The following is a 22444-nucleotide window of genomic DNA, read 5'->3' as shown; positions in this document are numbered from 1 at the left end:
GGGGAAACAGCAGGTGAAGCGGACCCGGGGGCCCGGATCACCCCGCCGGCGGGGTGCGCTTGGAGTCGGCGAGCTCGTCGACCACGAGCGAGCGCTCGTCGATCGTCCCGTTGCGATAGGCCTGGCGCCCCACCATGTGCGCCGACAGGGGCGCCGTCGCGAACTGCATGAGCACGACCGGCGCCACGAGCAGGAGCCCCAGCACGATCCCGATCACGGAGCGCTGCGAGAGCGCGATCGCGAGGCAGATCAGCAGCAGCCCGAGCACCTGCGGCTTGGTCGCGGCGTGCAGCCGGTTCGGCACGTCCTTCAGGCGCAGCAGTCCGATCGCCGCGGTGAGGCACAGCAGTGCGCCGAGCAGGACGAGGATCCAGACGGCGGTGTCGACGACCACGTCCGGGATCCGCAGCTCGAAGAGGTTCATGACGGCGTGTTGTCCCTTCGTGCGACGTACCGCGCGACCGAGATGGATCCGAACACGCCGACCGCGGCGACCACGATGAGCACCGGCAGGGTGCGCGTGTGGTGGTTGATGGCCATGTCGGCGCCGAGCACGCACATGACCTCGGTGAGCAGCACATCGGCGGCGACCGCGCGGTCGAGGATCGACGGGCCGATCACGATGCGGATCACGGTGAGGATCGCCGCGACGGCGAACACGACCATGATCACGAGCAGCAGCGGATTCATCGGCGACCCTCCTCGGACCCGTGCGACCCCGGACCGGATCCCTGCGCCCGACCGGATCCCTGCCCCGGACCGGACCCCTGCCCCGGACCGGATCCCTTCGCCCGGTGCGGCGTCGGCGAGCTGCCGGCGATCGTCCCGGCGAGACGGTCGTTCTCGGCGCGCTCGTCGGCACGCAGCCGCGCGGCCTGCGCCGGCGAGCCGAGCGCGCGCACGATGCGGCGCTCCCAGCGCAGCACCCCGGCGCGCTGGCGCTCGACGTCGTCGAGCGAGCGCACGCCGATCACGTGCAGGTACAGCGTGCGGGTGTCGCGATCGGCCTCGACCACGAGGGATCCAGGGATGAGCGAGGACGTGACCGCGACGTGCGTCATCACCAGGTCGTCGGAGTAGCGCAGGGGCACGGCGATGATCGCGGAGCGCGGCACCCGGCGCGGGTTCAGCACCTGCGCGGCGACGCTGAGCGAGCCGTGCACGACCGCGGCGAGGAACTGCACCACGAGCAGCGCCGCCCACCACAGGTTGATCCGCCCGGACAGCTCGATCGTGGGCAGCCGGAACACGCGCGTCACGAAGAGGGCCACCGCGATGCCGGTCAGCGCCGACAGCACGGTGAACTGGCCCCACAGCAGCATCCACAGCACGATCAGCCAGAGCAGGAACGGCAGCTGCAGGCCGATCTCGCGCCAGAGGCCGCGCTTGGCGTCGGGGCTCATGAGGAGACCTCGTCGCCGTCGAGCATGTCCAGGTGCACCGGCTGCAGGAGGTTGGCGCCGATCCGCTCGCAGAGTCCGTAGATGGGTCCGGCGAACACGGTCAGGGCCAGGGTGACGGCCACCATGCCGCCGGTCGCGAACGTCATGATGGTGGGGATCCGGCGTCGCTCCTGCTGCTCGTCGGCGGCCGGCGCGCTGCCGAGATGGGCGATGCGCTCGTTCTCGATCTCCTCCGGAGCGTCGTCCTTCTCCCGCCAGAACGCGAGGTTCCAGGCGCGCATGAGGGCGTACAGCGTGAGCAGCGAGGTGAGCACACCGCCGACGATCAGCACCCAGATCAGGGGCGTGGCGACCTGCGCCGCGGCCTGGAAGAGCGCGAACTTGCCGATGAACCCCGAGAAGGGAGGGAGTCCGCCGAGGTTGATCGCGGGCACGAAGTAGAGGATCGCGATCAGCGGCGCTGCCTTCATGAGGCCGCGCACCTTGAGGATCGAGGTGCTGCCGGCCCGTCGCTCGACGAGGCCCACGGCCAGGAACAGCGTGGTCTGCACGATGATGTGGTGCACGATGTAGTACACGGTGGCGCCGATGGCGGCCGGGGTCGCGATCGCCAGCCCGAACACCATGTAGCCGACGTGGCTGACCAGCGTGAACGAGAGGATCCGCTTCAGCTCCGCCTGCGCGACCGCGCCGAGGATGCCGATCACCATCGTCGCGAGCGCCACAATCATGAGCAGGGTGTTGATGCTCGACACGTTGAACAGCTGTGTCTCGGTGCGGATCAGCGCATAGACGCCGACCTTGGTGAGCAGGCCCGCGAACACCGCGGTGACCGGCGCCGGAGCGGTCGGGTACGAGTCGGGCAGCCAGAACGACATGGGGAACACGGCCGCCTTGATGCCGAACGCGACCACGAGCATGAGGTGCAGCACGAGCTGGGTGCTCGGGGGGATCTCCCCGATCCGCTCGGCGATCTGCGCCATGTTCACGGTGCCCAGAGCGGCGTAGATGAGCGCGATCGCCACGAGGAACAGCACCGAGGAGACGAGCGAGACGACGATGTACACCGCGCCGGTGCGGATCCGCGACTCGGTGCTGCCGAGCGTGATGAGCACGTAGGAGGCCACGAGCAGGATCTCGAAGCCGACGTAGAGGTTGAACAGGTCGCCCGCGATGAACGCGTTGAAGATGCCCGCCGCGAGGATCAGGTACGACGGGTTGAAGATCGAGATCGGCGTCTCCTCGGCGCCGTCCGCGGCGCCCTGGCCGACCGAGAAGAGCAGCACCGCGACGAGCACGATGCTCGACACGAGCACGAGGAGCGCTGCCAGCCGGTCGACGTACAGCACGATCCCGAACGGCGCGGGCCAGCCGCCGACCATGACCGCGATCGGCTTGGTCTGGTCGACCACGACGAGCAGCGTCGCCGCGATCACGGAGACCGCCGCGAGGGTCGCGACCGTGACGATCACCTGGATCCGGGTGTTCCGGCCGAAGACGAGCGTGATCGCCGCGCCCAGCAGGGGCAGCGCCACGAGCAGCGGGACGAGGGCGTTCATCGGTCTCCCTCCCCCGGGCTGCGGTCGTCGTCGGTCGTGCGGTCGGCGCGAGCTCCCGCGTCGTCGGGGGTCGGGTCCGGCACATCCACGGGCGCGTCGTCGACGAGGGCGGCGTGGTCCTTCGCGTGCAGGACCCGGATCGGCGCCGTCGCCACCCCGACGAAGTCGGTGGTCGCATCCTCGTCCTCGAGGTCGACCTCGTCGTCCATGAGGTCCTCCTCGACCTCCGTGCGCTCGCGCAGCGCGATGTCGGCCTCGTCGTCCTCGACGGTGTCGGCCTTGCCCAGCTGCCAGGAGCGGTAGATGAGGGCGAGGAGGAAGGCGGAGACCGCGAACGTGATCACGATCGCGGTGAGCGTGAGCGCCTGCGGCAGCGGATCGCTCATGTCGTCCGCCGTGCCGTAGAACGGCGCGCGGCCGGGGCGGCCCATCACGATCAGCAGCAGCAGGTTCACCGCATTGCCCAGCAGCAGGAAGCCGATCAGCACCCGGGTGAGGCTGCGTTCGAGCATCGCGTAGACGCCGCATCCGAAGAGCACGGCCATGATCACGATGAGCACGAGCGAGACGTCCATCAGATGTCCACCCCCCGCGCGCGCATCTCGAGCGTCTGCCGGTCGACCTCGGCGCCGAGGCTGCGCAGCACGTCGAGCACCAGGCCGATCACCACGAGGTAGACGCCGATGTCGAAGATCGTCGAGCTCACGAACTCGAGGTGGCCGATCACCGGGATCTCCGCCTCCCAGACGGCGCTCGACAGCGGCGCCAGCCCGAAGAACAGCGGCACGACCGCCGCGCCGACCGCGAGGATGAGCCCGCCTCCGAGCAGCCGTCCGGCGTCGGTGGGGGCCGCGGCGCCGAGCTCCCAGCGCCCACCCGCGATGTAGCGCATGACCAGGGCCATGCCTGCCACGAGGCCGCCGGCGAAGCCGCCGCCCGGCGCGTTGTGCCCCGCGAACAGCAGGTAGATCGAGACGACGATGATCGTGTGGAACAGGATCCGCACGATCACCTCGAGCAAGATCGAGCGGTTCTCCGGCCTCACATTGCCGCCGCCGACGAGCCACGCGCGCGGCGCGGTGTCGCCCGCCGTCTGCACGCGCACGCCTTCCGTGGTCTCCACGAGCGGACGGCGACGGGACTGGCGCGGGCCCTCCGGCAGCGCGCGGGTGGCGGAGAGCCGGTCGGCGCGGTGCGTCACGAACACGAGCGAGGCGACGCCGGTGGCGGCCAGCACGAGCACCGAGAGCTCCCCCATGGTGTCCCAGCCGCGCAGGTCCACGAGGGCGACGTTGACGACGTTCTTGCCGTGGCCGAGCTCGTAGGCGAGCTGCGGGAAGGCGTCGGAGATCGGCTCCGCGATCCGGGATCCGGTGGCCACGATGGCGACCAGCGCCATCATGACGCCCGCGGCGACGCCGAGGATCGCGCGCGGCACGCGGCCGACCGAGGCGTTGTGCTCGCCCATCCGCGCCGGCAGCCGGCGCAGCACGAGCGCGAACGTGACCAGGGTCACGGTCTCGACGAGGATCTGGGTGAGTGCGAGGTCGGGCGCTCCGCTCGTGCCGAAGAGCACGACCATCCCGAGACCGGTGACGGAGACCAGCACGACGCCCGTGTAGCGCTTCTTCGCGCGGATCGCGAGGAGTCCGGCGGCGATCATGATCGGCGCCACGACCAGCTGCACGGGTGTGTGCCAGGCGCTCAGCTGCGCGTTCACGGGCCCGCCGGCGATCAGCGCGGCGGTCTCCCCCGCGATGACCACGACGAAGATGGTTCCCACGTAGACCGGGAGCGAACCGCGCTGGGTGAGCGAGGTGGTGACCACCGAGAGGCGGTCGATGCTGCGCATCACCGCGTAGTAGGCGTCCTGCGCGGTGAACGGCAGCAGGCGACGGGCGCGGTCCCAGCCCCAGCGCCGCGACAGCGGGAACAGCGCGAGCCCGAGCAGCACCGCGCCGAGCGACAGGAACAGCGCCGGCGCGAGCCCGTGCCACAGCGCCAGATAGCCGGGATCGAGCGGGGCGCCGTCGTATCCGGGAGCCTTCGCGTCGTCCGCGTAGCCGTACAGCGCCACCGTGACCGCGGATGCGAGCGGGCCGAGCACCAGCGTTCCCGCCGCGAGCACCACCGGCGACACGAGGAAGCCGAACGGCGGAGACGGCCATTCTGTATCGGGCATATAGGCGCCCGCGGCATCCTTCTTCCGCCAGAAGGCGCCCCAGAGGAACCGTGCGCCGTATGCCGCGGTGAGGATGGATCCCAGGATCACGCCGACGAGGGCGACGATCCCCCACGGCGAACCGCGCAGCGACTCGTCGAACAGGGCCGCCAAGGTCGACTCCTTCGCGACGAAGCCGATGGTCGGGGGGATCCCCATCATCGACCCGACGGCGAGGAAGCCGGCGGTCGCGAGCAGCGGCGCCTGCCGGCCCACCCCGCTGATCTCGGTGACGTCGCGGGTGGAGAGCTGGCGGTCGATGACGCCGACGATGAGGAAGAGCGACGACTTGAACAGCGCGTGGCTGATCACCAGGGCCAGACCCGCCAGCATCGCATCCGAGGTGCCGTAGCCGAGCACGATCGTGAAGAATCCGAGCTGGCTCACGGTGCCGAAGGCCAGGATCCGCTTCAGGTCGGTCTCGCGCAGCGCCTGCACCCCGCCGAGCAGCATCGTGAAGACCCCGAGCGAGATCGTGATCGGCCGCCAGGGGCCCGAGAGCGCGAACACCGGCGCGAACCGCGCGATGAGGTAGATGCCGGCCTTCACCATCGCGGCGGCGTGGAGGTAGGCGCTCACCGGCGTCGGGGCCGCCATGGCGCCCGGAAGCCAGAAGTGGAACGGGAAGATCGCCGACTTGCTGAGGGCGCCGACGAGCAGGAGCACGATCGCCGCGTCGACCAGAGGGCCGGTGGGCGCGATCTGCAGGATCCGGGAGATGCTCGAGGTCCCCGCGTCGACGGCGAGGAACACGACCCCGATGAACATCGCGAGCCCGCCGAGCGTGGTCACCAGCAGCGCCTGCAGGGCGGCGCGCCGGCTCGCGCCACGGCGGTGATAGTGCCCGATCAGCAGGTAGGAAAGGATGCTGGTGACCTCCCAGAACATCACCAGCAGCACCAGGTCGTCGGTGGTCACGAGGCCGTACATCGCGCCGGCGAAGGCGAGCAGCACGGCGGCGAACTGGCCCAGGCCCTCCGTGGAGTCGCGGAAGTACCAGCGGCAGTACAGGAGCACCAGCGCGCCGACCCCGGTGACGATGAGGGCGAGCAGCCAGCTCAGCTCATCCAGGCGGAAGGAGAGCGACAGCCCGAGCTGCGGGATCCACTCGACCGCTTCGCGCGGCAGCACGGCGGGATCCTCGGCGGAGCCGAGCAGCACCTGGGGCGTCAGCATCGCGGTGTGCACGAAGGCCGCGGCGGGTACGAGTGCGGCGACGGCGAAGGCCCTCGGGCCGATCCAGGCGACCAGGAACGGCAGCAGCAGCGAGGCCAGGGCGAACACGGCGAGGAGCGTCAGCATTGCGATCTCCTCTGGCTCGTCGGTCTCTGCGGCCTCAGTGCAGGGGCGGGCAGGTCGACACAGGCGGGCGGGTTCGGTACCAGTTTAGTGGCAGTTCCCGACCCCGTCGCATGCCGCATCCGGAATCTAAGCCCCGGAAGCCGGCGCCGGACCGGTCGTGGTGCCCTCGCGGAACGTGCAGGTGAAGCGGATCGACGCGGCCTGCTCCCCCGCCAGCATGCGGGCGACGGCATCTCCGGCGGCCTTGCCCTTCTCGACGGCCGGCTGCACCGCGGTGGTCAGGATGTGCTCTCCGAGCCCGTCGACTGCGATGCCGTCGAATCCGGCCACGCTCACGTCCTCGGGCACGCGCAGCCCCGCCTCCTCGGCGGCGCGGATCACACCGGCCGCGAGGAGGTCGCTCTGCGCGATCACCGCGGTCGGCCGTGTCGCCGGTTCGGCGAACAGCAGCCGTCCCGCGAGCACGCCCTCGTCGATGAGGCTGCCGCCGGCCGAGACCACGCGCGCCTCGGGGAACACCGGCAGCGTGCCGTCCAGGCGGTCCTTCGTGACGGGGGTCGTGATCGCCGCGATGCGCTCCGGCGTCGCGTCACCGCGCACCCGCTCCCCGTCGAACGGCAGGGTCACCACGGCGACCCTGCGGTGCCCCAGGGCGCGCACGTGGTGCGCGATCTGCGCCGCGGCCTCGACGTTGTCCAGCTCCATGCGGGGCACGCCCTCGCCGGCGTCGCCCTCGATCACCACGACCGGCAGGCCGCGGGCGCGCACCGTCTGCAGCGTCTCGAGCATCCGGCCGCTGCAGCCGATCAGCACGGCCGCGTCGATGGGCGCGGTGGCGAGCGTGGGCGCGTCCGCCCCCGCCTCCGGATCGTCGCGCAGCAGCAGCACGCCGGCGCCGAGGGCCGCGAGCCCGTCGGTGAGGCCGTCCATCGTGGCCGTCTTCACCGGATCCAGGAACGCCGTGCGCAGGTGCTCCTCGAGGGCCACGGCGACGATGCCGCTGCGCCCCCTTCGCAATGACGCCGCACGCGGGTCGGGGCCGGTGTAGCCCAGCTCGGCGGCGACCGCGAGCACGCGCTCCCTCGTGGCCTCGGCCACGGGCGCCTTGCCGCTGAAGACGACGGACGCCGTCGACGGGCTCACCCCGGCGGCACGGGCCACGTCGGCGATCGTCGCGCGGCGCCGCGGTGCCGCGGCGTCCGGATCCGAGCTCATGACTCGACAATAACATCGTTGGGATCACAGAGATCGAATCGATTCGATACACTGACCGCATGGACACCGCCCTCACCCGCTCCCAGTTCGTGCGCTGGCGCGCCGCGATCTTCGCGATCTTCCTCGCCAGCGGTCTGTCCATCGCCACCTGGGCGTCGCGGGTGCCCGACATCAAGGCCGCGCTGCACGTCGACAACGCGCAGATGGGCGTGCTGCTGCTGGGCATGGGCGTCTCCTCGATCGTCGGCATCTCGACCAGTCCTGCGGTCATGGCGCGCACCGGCGCGCGCCTCGGCATGCTCGTCACGATGCTGAGCTTCGCCGCCGGAGTGGGCCTGATCGGGCTCGGCACCAACGTGCTCGGCTCCCTGCCGGTCGTCATCGTCGGCCTGGTGCTGTTCGGTCTCGGCAACGGATCCCTCGACGTGATGATGAACGTCGAGGCCACGGCGATCGAGCAGCAGATGGGCAAGACGATCCTTCCCGTCTTCCACGCGTTCTTCAGCTTCGGCACCGTGATCGGTGCGGGGATCGGGGCACTGCTCGTGCAGCTGGGCTGGAACGTGTCGTCTCACGCGCTGCTGATCGCCGCCGTGATCGCGGTGCTCGCCGTCACCTGCTGGGCGAACGTCCCGAACCGCGAGGAGGCGCTCGACCCGCAGCCCGCGCAGAAACCGCACTGGCGCGAGCGGATGCACACCGCGCTAGAGGCATGGCGCGAGCCGCGCACCTACTTCCTCGGCATCGTGATGCTCGGCATGTCGTTCGCGGAGGGCGGCGCCAACGACTGGCTCGCCCTGGGCGTGTCCGAGGATCACGGCGCGGGTCCCGCGCTCGGTGCCGCGGCGCTGGCCACGTTCTCCGTCGCGATGACTGTGGTGCGCCTGTTCGGCGGCCCGCTGGTAGACCGCTTCGGCCGCGTCGTGGTGCTGCGCGTGCTCGCGATCACCGCCGCCGGCGGCATCCTGCTGTTCATCCTCGCGCCCAGTACGCCGTTCGTCTTCGCGGCCGCGGCGCTGTGGGGCATCGGGGCGTCCCTGGGCTTCCCGCTGGGCATGTCGGCGGCCGCCGACGATCCGGCGAAGGCGGCCGCACGCGTGAGCGCCGCCGCGACCATCGGCTACATCGCGTTCCTCGGGGGTCCGCCCGTGCTCGGCTTCATCAGCAACCACATCGGGCTGCTCAACACCCTCTACATCCTCGTGGTGCTGGCCGCGCTGTCCGGCCTGTTCTCCGGTGCCGCCCGGCCGCTCCGCGAGGACGAGAAGGTCTCCGCGGGCTGAGAGGGGCGGGGCGCGGCTGTGGCGGGCTAGGCTCTTCGGGTGCGTCTCGTCATCGCCCGCTGCGCCGTGGACTACACCGGCCGCCTCAACGCCCACCTGCCCCTCGCCACGCGCCTGCTGGTGCACAAGGGCGACGGCAGCCTGCTCGTGCACTCCGACGGCGGCAGCTACAAGCCGCTGAACTGGATGAGCCCGCCGTGCCGGCTGGAGTCCGAGCAGCCGGGGGAGGAGGAGGCGTCCGCGGGCGTCACCGAGGTGTGGCGGGTGACGCACCAGAAGACGGGCGACGCGCTGCGCGTGCAGATCTACGAGATCCTGCACGACTCCGCTCACGAGCTCGGGATCGATCCCGGCCTGCAGAAGGACGGCGTCGAGGCCGACCTGCAGCGCCTGCTCGCCGAGCAGGTCGACCGCATCGCCGAGGGCGCGACGCTGGTGCGCCGCGAGTACCCCACCGCGATCGGCCCTGTCGACCTGATGGTGCGCGACGCGGAGGGCGTCGCGATCGCAGTCGAGGTCAAGCGCCGCGGCGACATCGACGGCGTCGAGCAGCTCACCCGCTATCTCGAGCTGCTCGGACGGGATCCGCACCTCGCGCCGGTCCAGGGGGTCTTCGCCGCCCAGGAGATCAAGCCGCAGGCGCGCGTGCTCGCCGAGGACCGGGGGATCCGCTGCCTCGTGCTCGACTACGAGGACATGAAGGGCATCTCCTCCGGCGCGCCCCGGCTGTTCTGACGTCCATTCCGAGAGAGGCATGCACATGTCCGTTCCTCCGTACACCTGCATCCTCTGGGACGTGGACGGCACGATCGCCGATGCCTCGGCCGGGATCCTGCCGCGCCTGATCGAGGTGTTCAGATCGTTCGGGCTTCCCGAGCCGGACCCTGCCGCGCTGTCCCGGTGGATCGGACCGCCGATGTTCGACTCGTTCCGCGACCTCGCCGGCCTCTCCGAGGACGACGCGCACCGGGCCGTGCGCGAGTACCGCCGGCTCGCCGCCCGCGACGGCTACGCGGCTAGCGTGCGCATCTACCCGGGCGTGCCCGAGGCCCTGCGGGCGGTGAAGGATGCGGGGATCCCGCAGGCGACCGCCAGCTCCAAGCCGGAGAACCAGGTGCTCGCGATCCTCGAGCACTACGACCTGATCGACGACTTCGTCATCGTGGCGGGCGCCCTTCCCGACGCTGCGGGGCTGCACGACGGCAAGGAGGCCGTGCTGCGCCGTGCCGTGCAGCGTCTGGCCGACGCCGGCGTGGACGTCAGCCGCCCCGTGCTCATCGGCGATCGGCTGCACGACATCGAGGGCGCGACGCCGCTGGGCATCCCGGTGATCTTCGTCACCTGGGGCTTCGGCGAGCCGGGGGAGTCCGCCGGCTCCATCGCCGAGGTCGCGACGCCCGACGAGCTGCTGCGGCTCCTGCTGCCGCGGGACTGAGCGCTCCGGGCGGCGGGAGCGCCGGAGCGGCGTTCTCCCTCCCCCGGCGCCGGGCAGGCTCGGGAGCACGAAGAGAAACTCCCCCGGAGCCGAAGCCCCGGGGGAGTCAGGAGTCCGTGTCGCTCAGAGCGGACGGATGTTCTCGGCCTGCAGGCCCTTGGGGCCCTGCGCCACATCGAACTCGACGCGCTGGTTCTCGTCGAGAGAGCGGTAGCCGGAGGATGCAATGGCGGAGTAGTGCGCGAACACGTCAGCTCCACCGTCGTCGGGGGAGATGAAGCCGAAGCCCTTCTCCGAGTTGAACCACTTAACCGTGCCCTGAGTCATGTACTGCCTTCTTGCTTGGGCTTACGTCGGAGCAAACGCGCCGACAAGGCTAACGCTATCCGAGACGCGCCTCATAGCAACACCCCGGGTGACAAGGTGACATAAATGTTGCACGACGCCGCGAGGCGGTTCCGACCGCGGATCCGGCGCCCGGCCGGGAAATGGAGCGGGTCCCCACCGCGGGGGGAGCGATGGGGACCCAGGACGACCGGAGGGTGCGTCTGCATCAAGCATAACCCATGATCGGCAACTTTGTCCCCCAAAAGGGGGACAAAGTCTCCGTTGCGGGGCTATCATCGCAGTACATCGGAATACTGGGGACGAAGCGGCCCCCCCGGGGTATCCATTGGGGACTGGATGCGCCGAGGGGGCCAATGCACGCATTGGTCGCCGGTCTCTGGGGAAGACCTACCGCCTTCGCTGGGGACGTCAGGCGGGAGCGACCGTCATCACATGCGCGCGGTCCACACTAGGGGAGCGCACCTGCAGTGTCCAGGCCGTTGCGCGTGCCGATCGGAATGCGCTCTCAAACGGTCAGTGAGCGCCATTCCTCGGCCAGAATTCCGTAGTTCATGCCGTCCATCCATTCGCCGCTCCGGTGCAGCGCAGTGCCCCGGCTGTGCTCTTCGCGCCGCATGCCCAGGCGCTCCATCATGCGCCACGACGGCTCGTTCGCGGCGAAGCAGCCGGCGTGGACCCGGCGCAGGCCCAGCGTCGTGAAGCAGGCGGCCATCACCGCGCGCACCGCCTCCGTCGCGTACCCCTTGCCCTGGTGCGCGGGATCCATCGCCCAGCCGAGCTCGGCCTGGACGCCCGCGGCGAGCGCCCGCACCTCGGCCTGCGCCCACGCGTCCTCGACGCGGAGCATGATGTCGCCGATCACACCGGTGCCCGGCAGCTCCACGAGCAGCGTGACCGCGAGCCGCTCCGGATCCGCGAAGTGCGCGCCGAACGCCTCCGCGTCGGTCGGGGCGGTGGTCAGCCACCGGCTCACGTCGTCGAGGCGACGATAGCGCCACACGGCGTCGGCATCGTCCGCCGTGCTGGCGCGGATGACGAGGCGGTCGGTGCGCAGGGGAAGGTCGAGCCGGTCGAAGGAGGAGGAGCTCACGCGTCCAGCGTAGGCTCCGGGTCCGACAGACGGGCGGATCGCACGTCGACAAGCCCGTCCAGCGCCTGCAGGAGCCGCTCAGCGCCCGGGCGATCGGGGGTGGTGCGGGTGTGCACCAGCACGTTCATCGCGGCGAGCACGAGCGACACGGCCCGCATGGCCTCGTCGTGGTCGGCGGCGCGGCGTTCGGCGAGCGCGATGAGCTGATCGCGCACGGAGCCCATCCACTGCGAGAAAGCGGGCAGCAGCTCGGGGCGGCGCATGAGGAGCTGCTTGATCCGCTGACGATCCATCCCCACGTCCATCGACGACCCGACGACTTCGCACAGAGCCGGCACGAGCTCGCCCTGGGCGCTCAGGAAGCGCGCCTCGACGTCGGGCTCGACCCCCGACTCCGGCAGCTTCAGCGCCGCGGCGGCCTTGGACGGGAAGTAGTTGAAGAAGGTGCGCGGCGAGACGTCGACCGCCTCGCAGATCTGCTCGATCGTCGTGCCGTCCAGGCCCTGCTCCTCGACGAGCCGCAGGGCAGCTTCGTGCAGCGCCTGACGGGTCTGCTGCTTCTTGCGCTCGCGCCGGCCTTCGCCGACGGTGTTCGCGATGCTCATCTTCTTCTCCTCATGCGCGGAGCCGGGGCGGACATGTGCCCGCCCCGGCTGCATCGCTCAGGCGCTCTGGACCCTGATCGTACCGGTCTCGCTGACACCGGCGGCATCGGCCTGCTCCTGCAGCGCCGAGCGCGTGCGCAGCGGCGGCGCCTTAAAGAACCAGGTCAGCACGAAGGCGAGCATGAGCACGCCGAACCCGACCCAGTAGATGACGTCGATGGCCTGCGTGAAGCCGACCATGAACGGCTTGGTGAGCACCGGATCCGCGCCGTTCAGGAACGAGGTGTCGCTGACCGACGAGCTGGATCCGCTCGAGGCCTTCGACGTGCCCTTGTCGATCTGCTTCACCACGCCCGGCACGAGCTGGTCCACCCAGTAGGAGCGCTGATCCTTGTCGGACCAGTCCACGACCACCTTGCCGTCCTTCACCGTGGCGTGCGCCTTTTCGGCGACGGTCTGCAGCGCCTTCGCCTCGGCGGCGGGCGTCGCCTCAGCGACCTTCTGGTCGATCACGGACTGCGCCGCCGCAGCCGGCAGCTGCCCTGCGGCGACGGCCTGGTTCACACCCGCGGTCACCGCGTCGGTCACGGCCTTGCCTGCGGCTGCCTTGGCCTCGGTCGCTCCCTGGTCGAGCTTCGTCTGCACGCCTTGCTCGAGCGGGCCCGTGATCGGAGTCCACAGCTGCTTGACGACGGCCTTGTTCTGATCCTTTCCTGCGATGGCAGGATCCAGCGCCGCGTTCAGTCCGGCCGTCAGCGTGGGCTTGTCGGCCATGCTGTGCACGATGTTCGTCGGCAGCAGCGTGAACAGGATCGAGAGCATGATCGCGGTGCCCAGCGTTCCGCCGATCTGGCGGAAGAAGGTCGCGGCGCTCGTGGCCACGCCCATGTCGCGGGCCTCGACGGCGTTCTGGCTCGCCATGACGAGCGACTGCATGAGCTGGCCGAGACCGAGGCCGACCACGAACATGCCGATCATCATGAACCACACCGGCGTGTTCGAGGACACGAAGGTCAGGAGCAGGAAGCCCAGCGCCATGATCAGCGTGCCGGTGCGCGGGAAGATGCCGTACTTGCCGGTGCGGGAGGTGATCTGGCCGGCCGCCATCGACGAGCCCATGAGGCCCACGACCATCGGCAGCATCGCGAATCCGGACTCGGTCGGGGTGAGTCCGCCGACGATCTGCATGTAGAGCGGGATGGTCATCATCGCGCCGAACATGCCGAAGCCGACGAGCACGCCGATGCCGGTCGCCCAGGAGAACGGGCGGGAGTGGAAGAGCCGGATCGGGATGATCGCGTCGTCCTTCATCGCGATCTCGATCAGCACGAACGCGATCACGCCGAGCCCGCCGATCACGTAGCAGGCGATCGAGCCGAACGAGGCCCAGCCCCACTCGCGGCCCTGTTCGGCCACGAGCAGCAGCGGCACGAGCGCGACGATCACCGCGGTGGCGCCCCACCAGTCGATGCGGGGGTTGCGGTGCTTGGCGACCTTGGGCAGGTGCAGGAACGCGATCACCATGCCGAGGGCGATCAGGCCGATCGGCAGGTTGATGAGGAACACCCAGCGCCAGCCGGAGATCCAGAGGATCTCGTGCGCACCCGCGAAGAGGCCGCCGACCAGCGGACCGATCAGCGAGGAGATGCCGAAGACGGCGAAGAAGTATCCCTGGTACTTGGCGCGCTCGCGCGGGGCGAGGATGTCGGCCATGATCGCGAGCGGCAGCGACATCAGCGCACCCGCGCCGATGCCCTGCACGCCGCGGAAGGCGGCCAGCATCAGCATCGACGACGAGAACGTCGCCAGGATCGAGCCGAGGATGAACACCGAGATGCCGAAGATGAACAGCGGGCGACGGCCGAAGATGTCGCTGAGCTTGCCGTAGATCGGAACGGAGATCGTCGAGGTGATCAGGTAGGCCGTGGTGACCCAGGCCTGCTGGTCGAGACCGTGCAGGTCGTCGCCGATCGTGCGGATCGCGGTTCCCACGATCGTCTGGTCGAGCGACGACAGGAACATGCCGGCCATGAGGCCGTAGATGACGAGCAGGATCTGCCTGTGCGTCATGATCGGGGCGTTCTGCGCGCGCTCTGCGCGCGTCGCCCCGGCGGTTGCTGTTGCGGTGGACATGAAGGCCCTTCGAGTGGATCGAGGACGCCGGCGCTCGTCGTCGACACCCGTCGCCTCGAGCGCCGACGTTGGCGGCAAGAATGTTGCAGCCCTGCAAGATTACACGACCGGAAAGGTTGCGCAAACGCAGTTTTGCTATGAGCTTGCTGGATCCGTGCGGCGGGCGAGAGGGATGTCGCCGAGCGAAGGGGTCAGGCCGCGTCGCGCAGCCGCACGTCCCGCGCGGCCACCAGCTGCTCGACGCCCTCGAGCAGCCGCGCCGCGCCCGGACGCTCGCCTCCGGCGGTGCCGTCGTGCACGATCACGCTGAGCGCCGCCATCGTGAGGGCCACTGCGGCGAGCGCGTCGGCGTCGTCGGCGCGCTCGCGCACCAGCGCGAAGTACTGCTCCCGCACCCCGCCCATCCACTGCGCGAAGGCCGGCATCAGCTCGGGACGGCGCACCACCAGCGCCTTCATCCGCCGGCGCTGCTGCGCGTCGTCCATCGACGCGCCGATGAGCTCGCACAGCGCGGGCACCAGCTCGCCCTCGGCGGCACGGAAGGCCGCCGCACCCTCGGGGGAGATCCCGGAGTCGGGCAGGTCGAGCGCGGCCGCGGCCTTGGACGGGAAGTAGTTGAAGAAGGTGCGGGGCGAGACGTCCACGGCCTCGCAGATCTGCTCGACGGTGGTACCGTCGAGTCCCTGCTCGTCCACCAGCCGCAATGCAGCCTCGTGCAGCGCCTGGCGGGTCTGCTGCTTCTTGCGCTCACGGCGCCCGCACGCCTCCGCGTGCGGGTCCGCCGGAGCCGGAACGTCGATGTCGCTCATCTCTGCCTCCTGAGGCCGGGGCGGGTGCGCACCCGCCCCGACGTGCTCACGCCGAATGCGTCCTGATCGTGCCGGTCTCGGTGAGGCCGGCCTTGTCCGCCTGCTCCTGCAGAGCGGAGCGCGCCCGCAGCGGCGGCACCTTGAAGAACCAGGTCAGCACGAACGCCAGCAGGATCACGCCCAGACCGACCCAGTACAGCGTCACGAGTCCCTGGATGAAGCCGATCATGAACGGCTTGCTGAGCGTCGCGTCCGCCCCGGTGAGGAAGGACGTGTCGTTCACGGACGTGGAGGAGGATCCCGACGCGTCGTCGGCCTTCTTCTTGATCTCGTCCTGCAGCGTGGGCACGAGCTGGTCCACCCAGTACGTGCGCTGATCGCGGTCGGCCCAGTCGACGGACACGGTGTCGCCGTTCACGGTCGCGTGCGCCTTCTCGGCGACCGCCGTGAGCACCTTCTCGTGCGCGGCGGCCTCGGCCGCGGGCGTCGCCTCGGCCACCTTCTCCGCGATGACGGCCGGAGCGGCCGCGGCGGGCAGCTGACCCGCGGCGACGGCCTGGTCCACACCCGCGGTCACCGCAGCGGTCACGGCCTCGTCGGCCGCGGCCTTCGCCTTCGCGTCGCCCTCCGCCACGCCCTTGTCGAGCTGCGCCTGGATGTTCTTCGTCAGGGGTCCGACGATCGGGCTCCACTGCTGCTTCATGATGGCCGCGTTCTCGGCCTTGCCTGCCTGTGCGGGATCCAGCGCCGTGTCGAGCGCGGCCGTCAGGTTCGCCTTGTCCTCGGTGGCGTGCAGGATGTTCGCGGGCAGCATCGAGAACAGCACGGAGAGCATCACGGCGGTGCCCAGCGTTCCGCCGATCTGGCGGAAGAACGTGGCGGCGCTGGAGGCGACGCCCATCTCGTGCGGGTCGACCGAGTTCTGGCTCGCCAGCGTGAGCGGCTGCATGAGCTGGCCGAGACCCAGGCCCAGCACGAACATGCCGACGAAGATCTGCCACAGCGGCGTCTCGTACCGGATGAGGGTGAGGGAGAAGAAGCCGACGGCGGTGAACAGGGTGCCCAGCACGGGGAAGATGCGGTACTTGCCGGTGCGCGCCGTGATCTGCCCCGAGGCGAGAGAGGCGATCATCAGGCCGACGATGAGCGGCAGCATCGACAGACCGGACTCGGTCGGGTTCATGCCCACCACGATCTGCATGTACAGCGGGATCGTCATCATGGCGCCGAACATCGCGAAGCCGACGAGGAAGCCCAGCACCGTCGCCATCGAGAACGTGCCGGAGCGGAAGAGCTTCAGCGGGATGATCGCGTCGTCCTTCATGAGCGCCTCGATCACGATGAACGCCACGAGGCCGAGCCCGCCGATGACGTAGCAGGAGATCGACGCGACCGAGTCCCAGCCCCACGTGCGGCCCTGCTCGACGACGATCAGCAGCGGCACGAGCGCCACGATGACGGCGGCGGCGCCCCACCAGTCGATCCGCGGGCCCTTGTACTTGCCCACCTTCGGCAGGTGCAGGAACGTGATGACCATGAACAGGGCGAACAGGCCCAGGGGGATGTTGATGAGGAAGGTCCAGCGCCAGCCGTCGATCCAGAGGATCTCCTTCGCTCCCGCGAAGAGGCCGCCCACGAGCGGGCCGATCACGGTCGCGATGCCGAACACGGCGAAGAAGTAGCCCTGGTACTTCGCACGCTCGCGCGGGGCGAGGATGTCGCCCATGATCGCGAGCGGCAGCGCCATGAGCGCGCCCGCGCCGATGCCCTGGAACGCGCGGAACGCGGCGAGCATCATCATCGAGGTCGAGAACGCCGAGAGCGTGGATCCCAGGATGAAGACGACGATTCCGAGGATGAACAGCGGGCGACGGCCGAAGATGTCGCTGAGCTTGCCGTAGATCGGCACGGCGATGGTCGACGTGATGAGGAACGCCGTGGTCACCCAGGCCTGCTGGTCGAGTCCGTGCAGGTCGTCGCCGATCGTGCGGATCGCCGTGCCGAACACGGTCTGCGCGAGCGACGACAGGAACATGCCGCTCATCAGGCCGTAGATCACCAGCATGATCTGCTTGTGCGTCATGATCGGCGCCGGCTTCGAGGCGGGGGGCGCTTCGACCGTCGTGACGGTGTCGGTGGCGGTTGCCATGGAGGTCCTTCCAGGAGAGCGGGGGATGGAGCGCTGCGGATCCGTCCGCGGACGTCATCGATCGACGCGGGCACCGGCGCTAAACTTGCAACCCTGCAATGTTACACCCTTGCAAGCTTTCCTGCGCGCAGGGATCCGGATCCGCGCGCCGGGAGGGGGAGGAGGGGTGCGGATGTCGGAGGCGTCCGGGACGATGGAGGCATGACGGACGGCTACGAGCCCGGGTTCCTCTCTGTTCCCCTTCCCCTCCCGCTCCCGGCACAGGCGGTGCGAGAGCTCGCGTATCCGCGGTTCACGGTGCTGCTGGATCCCGTCCGCCGGCTCGCGGCGGCGACCGGGGTGAACATCGACGGGCGGACGATGCGCGATCTGCCGCGCACCGGCGAGTGGCGGCTCGACCCGCGTGCGGCCGAGGACGAGCAGACCGGGCCCGCCGTCTACGCGCGCAACGATCTGGATCGCGGCCATCTGGTGCGCCGTCGGGACCCGGGCTGGGGAGAGACGGATGAGGCACGGGCGGCGATGGAGGCCACCTTCGTCTATCCGAACGCGGCGCCGCAGGCCGCCCGCTTCAATCAGGGGCCCGAGCTGTGGCTCGGGCTGGAGGATCACGTGATGTCCTACGCCGAGGCGACCGAGCAGCGCCTCTCCGTGTTCACCGCGCCCGTGCTCGCCGACGACGACCCGCCGTACCGCGGCATCCGGATCCCGCTGCGCTTCTGGAAGATCGCGGCCTGGGTCTCGGCCGGCTCGCTCGCGGCGGCCGGATTCGTGCTCGATCAGACGGACCTGGTCGACACCGCCGATGGCCTGCTCGCCCCGGCGCCGCTCGGAGGGTTCCGCACCTTCCAGGTGCCCGTCGCCGACATCGCCGCTCTCACCGGCGTCGACGTCGGCGCGCTGGCGGGCGCCGACGTGCTGACGACCCGCGCCGTGCGGCCCGGGGAGTGGCGCCTGCTGCAGGGCGCCGGCGACATCGTGCTCTGATCCGGCGATCGGCGGGCGAGGCGCCCGCTCAGCCCGCCGGCAGGTGGTCGCAGTCCGGGGTGGGGGCCTTGTCGTTCCAGCGGTCGAGCGTCCACTGCTCCAGCTGCGGGGTGAGCGGCGAGTCCGGCCCGACGAGTTCGACGTGCCCGAGGCCGGGGTAGGTGCGGTAGTCGACGGGGATGCCGGCATCGCAGCGCGACCGCACCCAGGCGTCCTGGATCGCCGGCTTCACGAGCGGATCCGCAAGGCCCTGCGCGACGAGGAGCGGAGCGGGGAACGGCCCGGTGGGCTCCTGCTCCTCGAGCCGGTCGCCGAAGGGGCCGTCGAGCAGCGCGTCCGGGAAGATCTGGTTCGGCACCTGGCTGCCGCGCAGGATCGCGGCGAGACCGTCGCGCCCGTTGAAGCACAGGCCGCCGATGCGCTCGACGGGCCCTGCGGATCCGGGGGTGAGGTGCTTCTCGACCTCGAGGTCGGGATACACCTTGTCCCAGGTCGCCGCGATGTACGCGGACACCGTCTTGCCCGCGGTCTCGGACTTGATGGCCTCGGCGAGCGCATACAGGTTCGAGGCCGGGGCGAACGCCGCGACTCCCTTGACCGTGAACTCCGGCGCATACGACGCGGCGATCTGCCCGGTCCACAGCGAGCCCTGGCCACCCTGCGAGTGGCCCCAGATCACGGTGTCGGTCGAGACCTTCAGCGCACTGAAGCCCCGCACGGCCTTCGACGCGTCCCACACGTTGCGGGCCTCCGCATCGCCGACGAGGTAGGGGTGCGGGCCGTTCGTTCCCAGGCCGATGTAGTCGCTCGTCACGGCGACCCACCCGTGCTTCACGACCATGTCGACCATGGCGGTGCCCGCGCCGTCGGCGAACGGCTCGGCGCTGAGGGAGGGGGCGCAGCCGGAGACCACTCCGACGGTGCCGTGGGCGACCGTGAGCAGGGGCAGCGGATCCGGCCCGGGATCGGCGGGGGCGAGCACCGTGCCGCTCGAGACCGCCGGCGATCCGTCGGGGTTCGTGGTCGTGTACAGGATCCGCCACGCCTTGGCCCCCGCGGGCACGCCCACGGTCATCCGCTCGGACCGGATCAGCGTTCCGGGCTGCGACGGCACATCGGCGGGCGGCGTGTAGAAGGCGTCGGGCACCGGCAGGGGAGTGCCGCCGAGCAGGGCGCCGCTCCCCGCGGCGACGGCGATCGCCAGCACGAGCGCCACGGTCGCGCCGATCGTCCGGAGCCACCGCACGCTGCGACGACGGCCGGGGTCGCGACGGCCGGGGGAGCGTCGCCACAGGGCCCGCACGATCAGCTGCAGGCCGATGAAGACGAACCACGCGCCGACGCCGAGGCGGAACACCACCAGCGTCAGCACAGGCCAGAACACGGTGATCGCGGCGACCGCGAGCGTCGCGACGGCCGCGATGACGCCGGTGACGCGCTGATCCGCGCCGGGCTGGAAGGCGCGCACGCCGATCGCCACGGCGAACGCCACCAGCGCGATCGTGAGCAGAAGAGAGAGGAGCGGCGCGCCCGCGGCCGGCCACAGCGCCATGCCGGCGCCGAGCAGCGCGAGCAGTACGCCGAGCACGCGCACCACGATCACGGCGGCCGGGCGCGACGGGGGCGCTTCGCCGCGGTCGGGCGCGCGGCCCTCCCCCGCGGTGACGAGCACCGCGACGCCCGCGAGCAGGATCCCGATCCCCGTGACGATCGCGATGGTCTGCACCGTCATCGAGACGAGCAGGAAGACGACGCCGACGGCGACGAGCGCGATTCCGAGCACGATCCGGATCGGAGTGCTCAGGCGGGAAGCGAGGCGGCGCGAACGACCTCCTCCGGCCCCGTTCGGATCCGGCGCGTCTGCGATCCCGCCTGCGGCCACGGTGCCCCCTTCGCCTCGCGGATCGCGGGCCGCGGGGCCTCGATCCGCATCCGGCGCGTTCCTCACCGGAGCCGCGCTGAGGCCAACATACTGGTGGCGCGCCGACCCTGTGAAGCCGTCCCGCTGCGGACCCGTCGCGACAGCGCGCGCGGCGATCTAGAATCGCCTCGTGAAGATCGGGATGGTGCCGGACGCGTTGCGCGGCACGACACGGAAGGAATGCCCGACCGGCCCGTGATCCGCCCCTCCTCCTTCGCCCGATTCAGGGAAGGGAGGTGGATGCATGGACGAGAAGCTCCCTCGCATCGGTGATGTGATCACCGCGACGGTGACGAAGACGCTCCCGTTCGGCGTTCTCGTGGAGCATGCCGACGCGGCGGGTCTTGTGCGCGGTGCGCAGAGCGCGCCCGGAGCCCGGCTCAGCCTGCGCGTGATCGAGGTCGACCGCGTGCTGCGACGTTTCGCCGCCGAAGTCGCCTGACCGGCACGCGCACCACCCATGGAGACGAGAAGGCCCGGATCTCTCGATCCGGGCCTTCTTCGTTCTGTGCGCGAGGGGGGACTTGAACCCCCACGCCGTTGCCGGCACTGGCACCTGAAGCCAGCGCGTCTACCTATTCCGCCACTCGCGCATGTCGACTCTCGCGAACCAACCTCCCGAGAATATCACGACGCGGGAGGGGGTCGAACCACCCGCGGCCCGGCACGGGCCTCCGGACGCTTCAGGGTTTCCTGCGGATCGCGGCCCGCCGGGGGTTCATTCAGGCCGTGTCGCTAACATGGCCCTACCGATCGGTGAGCCATGGGAGCCCAGTGGGACTACTAGACAGCTTTGAGAAGGGTCTCGAGCGTGCTGTGAACAGCGCGTTCGCGAAGACCTTCCGCAGCGGCATCCAGCCCGTGGAGATCGCGTCGGCCCTGCGCCGTGAGATGGATACGAAGGCGGCGGTCGTCAGCCGCGACCGCATCATCGTCCCCAGCACCTTCCTCGTGCATCTCAGCGGCGACGACGCCACGGCCATGCACGGCCTCGGATCCGCCCTCATCGACGAGCTGCACGTCCTGGTCAGGGACCACGCCAACGCCCAGGGCTACAGCTTCGCCGGGCCTGTGAACATCGCCCTCGAGGCCGACGACAAGCTCGCGACCGGCACGGTGCGCGTCGAGTCGAGCTCGACCTCGAGCGCCGGCCGCGTCACCTGGCAGGCCGAGATCGCGACCGGCGGATCCCGCTATCCGCTCACCAAGGCCCGCACCGTCATCGGCCGCGGCAGCGACGCGGACATCACGATCGGAGACGCCGGATCCAGTCGCAAGCACGCCGAGGTGCTCTGGGACGGCGATCACGCGATGCTCCGCGACCTCGGCTCCACCAACGGCACCAAGCTGAACGGTCAGCGCGTGCGCGAGGCGCAGCTCGAGAGCGGCATGGTCATCACGATCGGCCGCACCGATCTGACGTTCCAGGTCGTGCCCGTCTCGTCGTCGGCGGGGAGCCTCCGGCATGAGTGAACTGACCCTGCTGCTCCTGCGCATCGGCTTCCTGGTGCTGATGTGGTTCTTCGTGTTCGCCGTGGTGTACTCCCTGCGCGCCGACCTGTTCGGCGTGCGCGTGCGCAAGATGCCGCAGGCCGAGCAGGCCGCCGCGAGCGCTCCCGCCAAGCCGGCCGCGCCGCCGGCGAAGCCCAAGGCCGCGCCGCGGAGCAGGCCGGGAGGACCGGCCACCACGTCCACCGTGAGCAAGCTCGTGATCACGTCCGGCCCGAAGGCGGGCCTGGAGGTGCCCCTCGGATCCGAGCCGATGTCGATCGGTCGCTCGAGCGAGTCCGGCCTGGTCATCCGCGACGACTACACGTCCAGCCACCACGCGCGCCTGATGCTGTGGGGCGAGCAGTGGATGCTCCAGGATCTCGACTCCACGAACGGCACGTTCCTCGACGGCCAGCGCGTCGGCGCCCCGGTCTCGGTTCCCGTCGGCGCCCCCATCAAGGTCGGCGCCACGACGTTCGAGCTGCGGGCGTAA

General features: G+C 70.3%; 21 protein-coding genes and 1 tRNA gene. 7 read left to right on the top strand and 15 right to left on the bottom strand.

Going from position 1 to position 22444, the window contains the following annotated elements:
• Positions 1-37: 37 nt before the first annotated feature.
• From mnhG to NFX31_RS00305, 7 genes are all read right to left on the bottom strand, one after another.
• The gene (mnhG, locus tag NFX31_RS00335) at positions 38-424 is read right to left on the bottom strand and encodes a monovalent cation/H(+) antiporter subunit G (RefSeq protein ID WP_045250262.1); all 387 of its coding nucleotides are present in this window, start codon (positions 422-424) and stop codon (positions 38-40) included.
• Positions 421-690 carry an MrpF/PhaF family protein gene (locus tag NFX31_RS00330; protein ID WP_045250261.1) on the bottom strand — a complete coding sequence of 90 codons (270 nt, stop codon included), beginning with the start codon at positions 688-690 and terminating at the stop codon, positions 421-423. The genes mnhG and NFX31_RS00330 overlap by 4 nt, the downstream gene beginning before the upstream one ends.
• Positions 687-1403: a Na+/H+ antiporter subunit E gene (locus NFX31_RS00325; protein WP_262956413.1), complete on the bottom strand. Its 717-nt coding sequence runs from the start codon at positions 1401-1403 to the stop codon at positions 687-689. The genes NFX31_RS00330 and NFX31_RS00325 overlap by 4 nt, the downstream gene beginning before the upstream one ends.
• Positions 1400-2962, bottom strand: coding sequence for a Na+/H+ antiporter subunit D (locus tag NFX31_RS00320; protein WP_045250260.1), 1563 nt, complete (start codon positions 2960-2962; stop codon positions 1400-1402). The genes NFX31_RS00325 and NFX31_RS00320 overlap by 4 nt, the downstream gene beginning before the upstream one ends.
• Positions 2959-3537, bottom strand: coding sequence for a Na(+)/H(+) antiporter subunit C (locus tag NFX31_RS00315; protein ID WP_045250259.1), 579 nt, complete (start codon positions 3535-3537; stop codon positions 2959-2961). The genes NFX31_RS00320 and NFX31_RS00315 overlap by 4 nt, the downstream gene beginning before the upstream one ends.
• Entirely contained in the window at positions 3537-6485 is a 2949-nt protein-coding gene (locus tag NFX31_RS00310; RefSeq protein WP_262956412.1) for a Na+/H+ antiporter subunit A, read from the bottom strand. The genes NFX31_RS00315 and NFX31_RS00310 overlap by 1 nt, the downstream gene beginning before the upstream one ends.
• 126 nt (positions 6486-6611) lie before the next feature.
• Positions 6612-7700, bottom strand: a complete 1089-nt coding sequence (locus NFX31_RS00305; protein ID WP_045250257.1) for a LacI family DNA-binding transcriptional regulator — start codon at positions 7698-7700, stop codon at positions 6612-6614.
• Between the two features lie 59 nt (positions 7701-7759).
• Here NFX31_RS00305 and NFX31_RS00300 point away from each other — a divergent pair, with 59 nt between their 5' ends.
• Genes NFX31_RS00300 through NFX31_RS00290 form a run of 3 tightly spaced genes read left to right on the top strand, consistent with a single transcriptional unit; the run spans position 7760 to position 10418 of the window.
• The gene (locus NFX31_RS00300; protein WP_262956410.1) at positions 7760-8983 is read left to right on the top strand and encodes an MFS transporter; all 1224 of its coding nucleotides are present in this window, start codon (positions 7760-7762) and stop codon (positions 8981-8983) included.
• Positions 8984-9022: 39 nt separating this feature from the next.
• Positions 9023-9718 carry an endonuclease NucS gene (nucS, locus tag NFX31_RS00295; protein ID WP_045250255.1) on the top strand — a complete coding sequence of 232 codons (696 nt, stop codon included), beginning with the start codon at positions 9023-9025 and terminating at the stop codon, positions 9716-9718.
• 25 nt (positions 9719-9743) lie between these two features.
• Positions 9744-10418, top strand: coding sequence for an HAD hydrolase-like protein (locus tag NFX31_RS00290; protein ID WP_262956409.1), 675 nt, complete (start codon positions 9744-9746; stop codon positions 10416-10418).
• 123 nt (positions 10419-10541) lie between these two features.
• On the opposite strand, the gene NFX31_RS00285 is transcribed toward NFX31_RS00290, so the two are convergent.
• The 6 genes from NFX31_RS00285 to NFX31_RS00260 all read right to left on the bottom strand — a co-directional run bounded on the left by NFX31_RS00285 (position 10542) and on the right by NFX31_RS00260 (position 17552).
• Positions 10542-10745, bottom strand: a complete 204-nt coding sequence (locus tag NFX31_RS00285) for a cold-shock protein (protein WP_045250254.1) — start codon at positions 10743-10745, stop codon at positions 10542-10544.
• A 526-nt stretch (positions 10746-11271) separates the two neighbouring features.
• Positions 11272-11856, bottom strand: coding sequence for a GNAT family N-acetyltransferase (locus NFX31_RS00280; protein ID WP_262956408.1), 585 nt, complete (start codon positions 11854-11856; stop codon positions 11272-11274).
• Positions 11853-12461 (bottom strand): TetR/AcrR family transcriptional regulator, encoded by a 609-nt coding sequence (locus tag NFX31_RS00275; RefSeq protein WP_052674252.1) that lies wholly within the window; start codon positions 12459-12461, stop codon positions 11853-11855. The genes NFX31_RS00280 and NFX31_RS00275 overlap by 4 nt, the downstream gene beginning before the upstream one ends.
• Positions 12462-12518: 57 nt before the next feature.
• The gene (locus tag NFX31_RS00270; protein WP_248700418.1) at positions 12519-14594 is read right to left on the bottom strand and encodes an MDR family MFS transporter; all 2076 of its coding nucleotides are present in this window, start codon (positions 14592-14594) and stop codon (positions 12519-12521) included.
• Between the two features lie 191 nt (positions 14595-14785).
• Positions 14786-15403: a TetR/AcrR family transcriptional regulator gene (locus NFX31_RS00265; protein ID WP_052674251.1), complete on the bottom strand. Its 618-nt coding sequence runs from the start codon at positions 15401-15403 to the stop codon at positions 14786-14788.
• 46 nt (positions 15404-15449) lie between these two features.
• Positions 15450-17552: an MDR family MFS transporter gene (locus NFX31_RS00260; protein WP_262956407.1), complete on the bottom strand. Its 2103-nt coding sequence runs from the start codon at positions 17550-17552 to the stop codon at positions 15450-15452.
• Positions 17553-17753: 201 nt separating this feature from the next.
• Between NFX31_RS00260 and NFX31_RS00255 the strand changes: the two genes are divergently transcribed.
• Positions 17754-18539: a DNA/RNA non-specific endonuclease gene (locus tag NFX31_RS00255; protein WP_045250253.1), complete on the top strand. Its 786-nt coding sequence runs from the start codon at positions 17754-17756 to the stop codon at positions 18537-18539.
• A 28-nt stretch (positions 18540-18567) separates the two neighbouring features.
• On the opposite strand, the gene NFX31_RS00250 is transcribed toward NFX31_RS00255, so the two are convergent.
• Positions 18568-20322 carry a lipase family protein gene (locus NFX31_RS00250; RefSeq protein ID WP_262956406.1) on the bottom strand — a complete coding sequence of 585 codons (1755 nt, stop codon included), beginning with the start codon at positions 20320-20322 and terminating at the stop codon, positions 18568-18570.
• Between the two features lie 382 nt (positions 20323-20704).
• Between NFX31_RS00250 and NFX31_RS00245 the strand changes: the two genes are divergently transcribed.
• Positions 20705-20902, top strand: a complete 198-nt coding sequence (locus tag NFX31_RS00245; protein ID WP_262956405.1) for a hypothetical protein — start codon at positions 20705-20707, stop codon at positions 20900-20902.
• 67 nt (positions 20903-20969) lie between these two features.
• Here NFX31_RS00245 and NFX31_RS00240 read toward each other — a convergent pair.
• Positions 20970-21053, bottom strand: a tRNA-Leu gene (locus NFX31_RS00240).
• A 181-nt stretch (positions 21054-21234) separates the two neighbouring features.
• On the opposite strand from NFX31_RS00240, the gene NFX31_RS00235 reads away from it, so the two are divergent.
• Positions 21235-21933 carry an FhaA domain-containing protein gene (locus NFX31_RS00235; RefSeq protein ID WP_045250251.1) on the top strand — a complete coding sequence of 233 codons (699 nt, stop codon included), beginning with the start codon at positions 21235-21237 and terminating at the stop codon, positions 21931-21933.
• Entirely contained in the window at positions 21926-22444 is a 519-nt protein-coding gene (locus NFX31_RS00230; RefSeq protein WP_045250250.1) for an FHA domain-containing protein FhaB/FipA, read from the top strand. Before NFX31_RS00235 ends, NFX31_RS00230 begins: the two co-directional genes overlap by 8 nt.

This window comes from Microbacterium azadirachtae (genome assembly GCF_025583665.1).
Taxonomy (GTDB): domain Bacteria; phylum Actinomycetota; class Actinomycetes; order Actinomycetales; family Microbacteriaceae; genus Microbacterium; species Microbacterium azadirachtae.
Note: the sequence above shows the minus strand (reverse complement) of the source record. Positions and strands in the feature narration are given on the sequence as shown.

Excerpts from the sequence above, each read along its gene's own strand:
- mnhG (WP_045250262.1), bottom strand. The coding sequence starts at position 424 with ATGAACCTCTTCGAGCTGCGGATCCCGGACGTGGTCGTCGACACCGCC.
- NFX31_RS00330 (WP_045250261.1), bottom strand. The coding sequence starts at position 690 with ATGAATCCGCTGCTGCTCGTGATCATGGTCGTGTTCGCCGTCGCGGCG.
- NFX31_RS00325 (WP_262956413.1), bottom strand. The coding sequence starts at position 1,403 with ATGAGCCCCGACGCCAAGCGCGGCCTCTGGCGCGAGATCGGCCTGCAG.
- NFX31_RS00320 (WP_045250260.1), bottom strand. The coding sequence starts at position 2,962 with ATGAACGCCCTCGTCCCGCTGCTCGTGGCGCTGCCCCTGCTGGGCGCG.
- NFX31_RS00315 (WP_045250259.1), bottom strand. The coding sequence starts at position 3,537 with ATGGACGTCTCGCTCGTGCTCATCGTGATCATGGCCGTGCTCTTCGGA.
- NFX31_RS00310 (WP_262956412.1), bottom strand. The coding sequence starts at position 6,485 with ATGCTGACGCTCCTCGCCGTGTTCGCCCTGGCCTCGCTGCTGCTGCCG.
- NFX31_RS00305 (WP_045250257.1), bottom strand. The coding sequence starts at position 7,700 with ATGAGCTCGGATCCGGACGCCGCGGCACCGCGGCGCCGCGCGACGATC.
- NFX31_RS00300 (WP_262956410.1), top strand. The coding sequence starts at position 7,760 with ATGGACACCGCCCTCACCCGCTCCCAGTTCGTGCGCTGGCGCGCCGCG.
- NFX31_RS00290 (WP_262956409.1), top strand. The coding sequence starts at position 9,744 with ATGTCCGTTCCTCCGTACACCTGCATCCTCTGGGACGTGGACGGCACG.
- NFX31_RS00285 (WP_045250254.1), bottom strand. The coding sequence starts at position 10,745 with ATGACTCAGGGCACGGTTAAGTGGTTCAACTCGGAGAAGGGCTTCGGC.
- NFX31_RS00275 (WP_052674252.1), bottom strand. The coding sequence starts at position 12,461 with ATGAGCATCGCGAACACCGTCGGCGAAGGCCGGCGCGAGCGCAAGAAG.
- NFX31_RS00270 (WP_248700418.1), bottom strand. The coding sequence starts at position 14,594 with ATGTCCACCGCAACAGCAACCGCCGGGGCGACGCGCGCAGAGCGCGCG.
- NFX31_RS00265 (WP_052674251.1), bottom strand. The coding sequence starts at position 15,403 with ATGAGCGACATCGACGTTCCGGCTCCGGCGGACCCGCACGCGGAGGCG.
- NFX31_RS00260 (WP_262956407.1), bottom strand. The coding sequence starts at position 17,552 with ATGGCAACCGCCACCGACACCGTCACGACGGTCGAAGCGCCCCCCGCC.
- NFX31_RS00255 (WP_045250253.1), top strand. The coding sequence starts at position 17,754 with ATGACGGACGGCTACGAGCCCGGGTTCCTCTCTGTTCCCCTTCCCCTC.
- NFX31_RS00245 (WP_262956405.1), top strand. The coding sequence starts at position 20,705 with ATGGACGAGAAGCTCCCTCGCATCGGTGATGTGATCACCGCGACGGTG.
- NFX31_RS00230 (WP_045250250.1), top strand. The coding sequence starts at position 21,926 with ATGAGTGAACTGACCCTGCTGCTCCTGCGCATCGGCTTCCTGGTGCTG.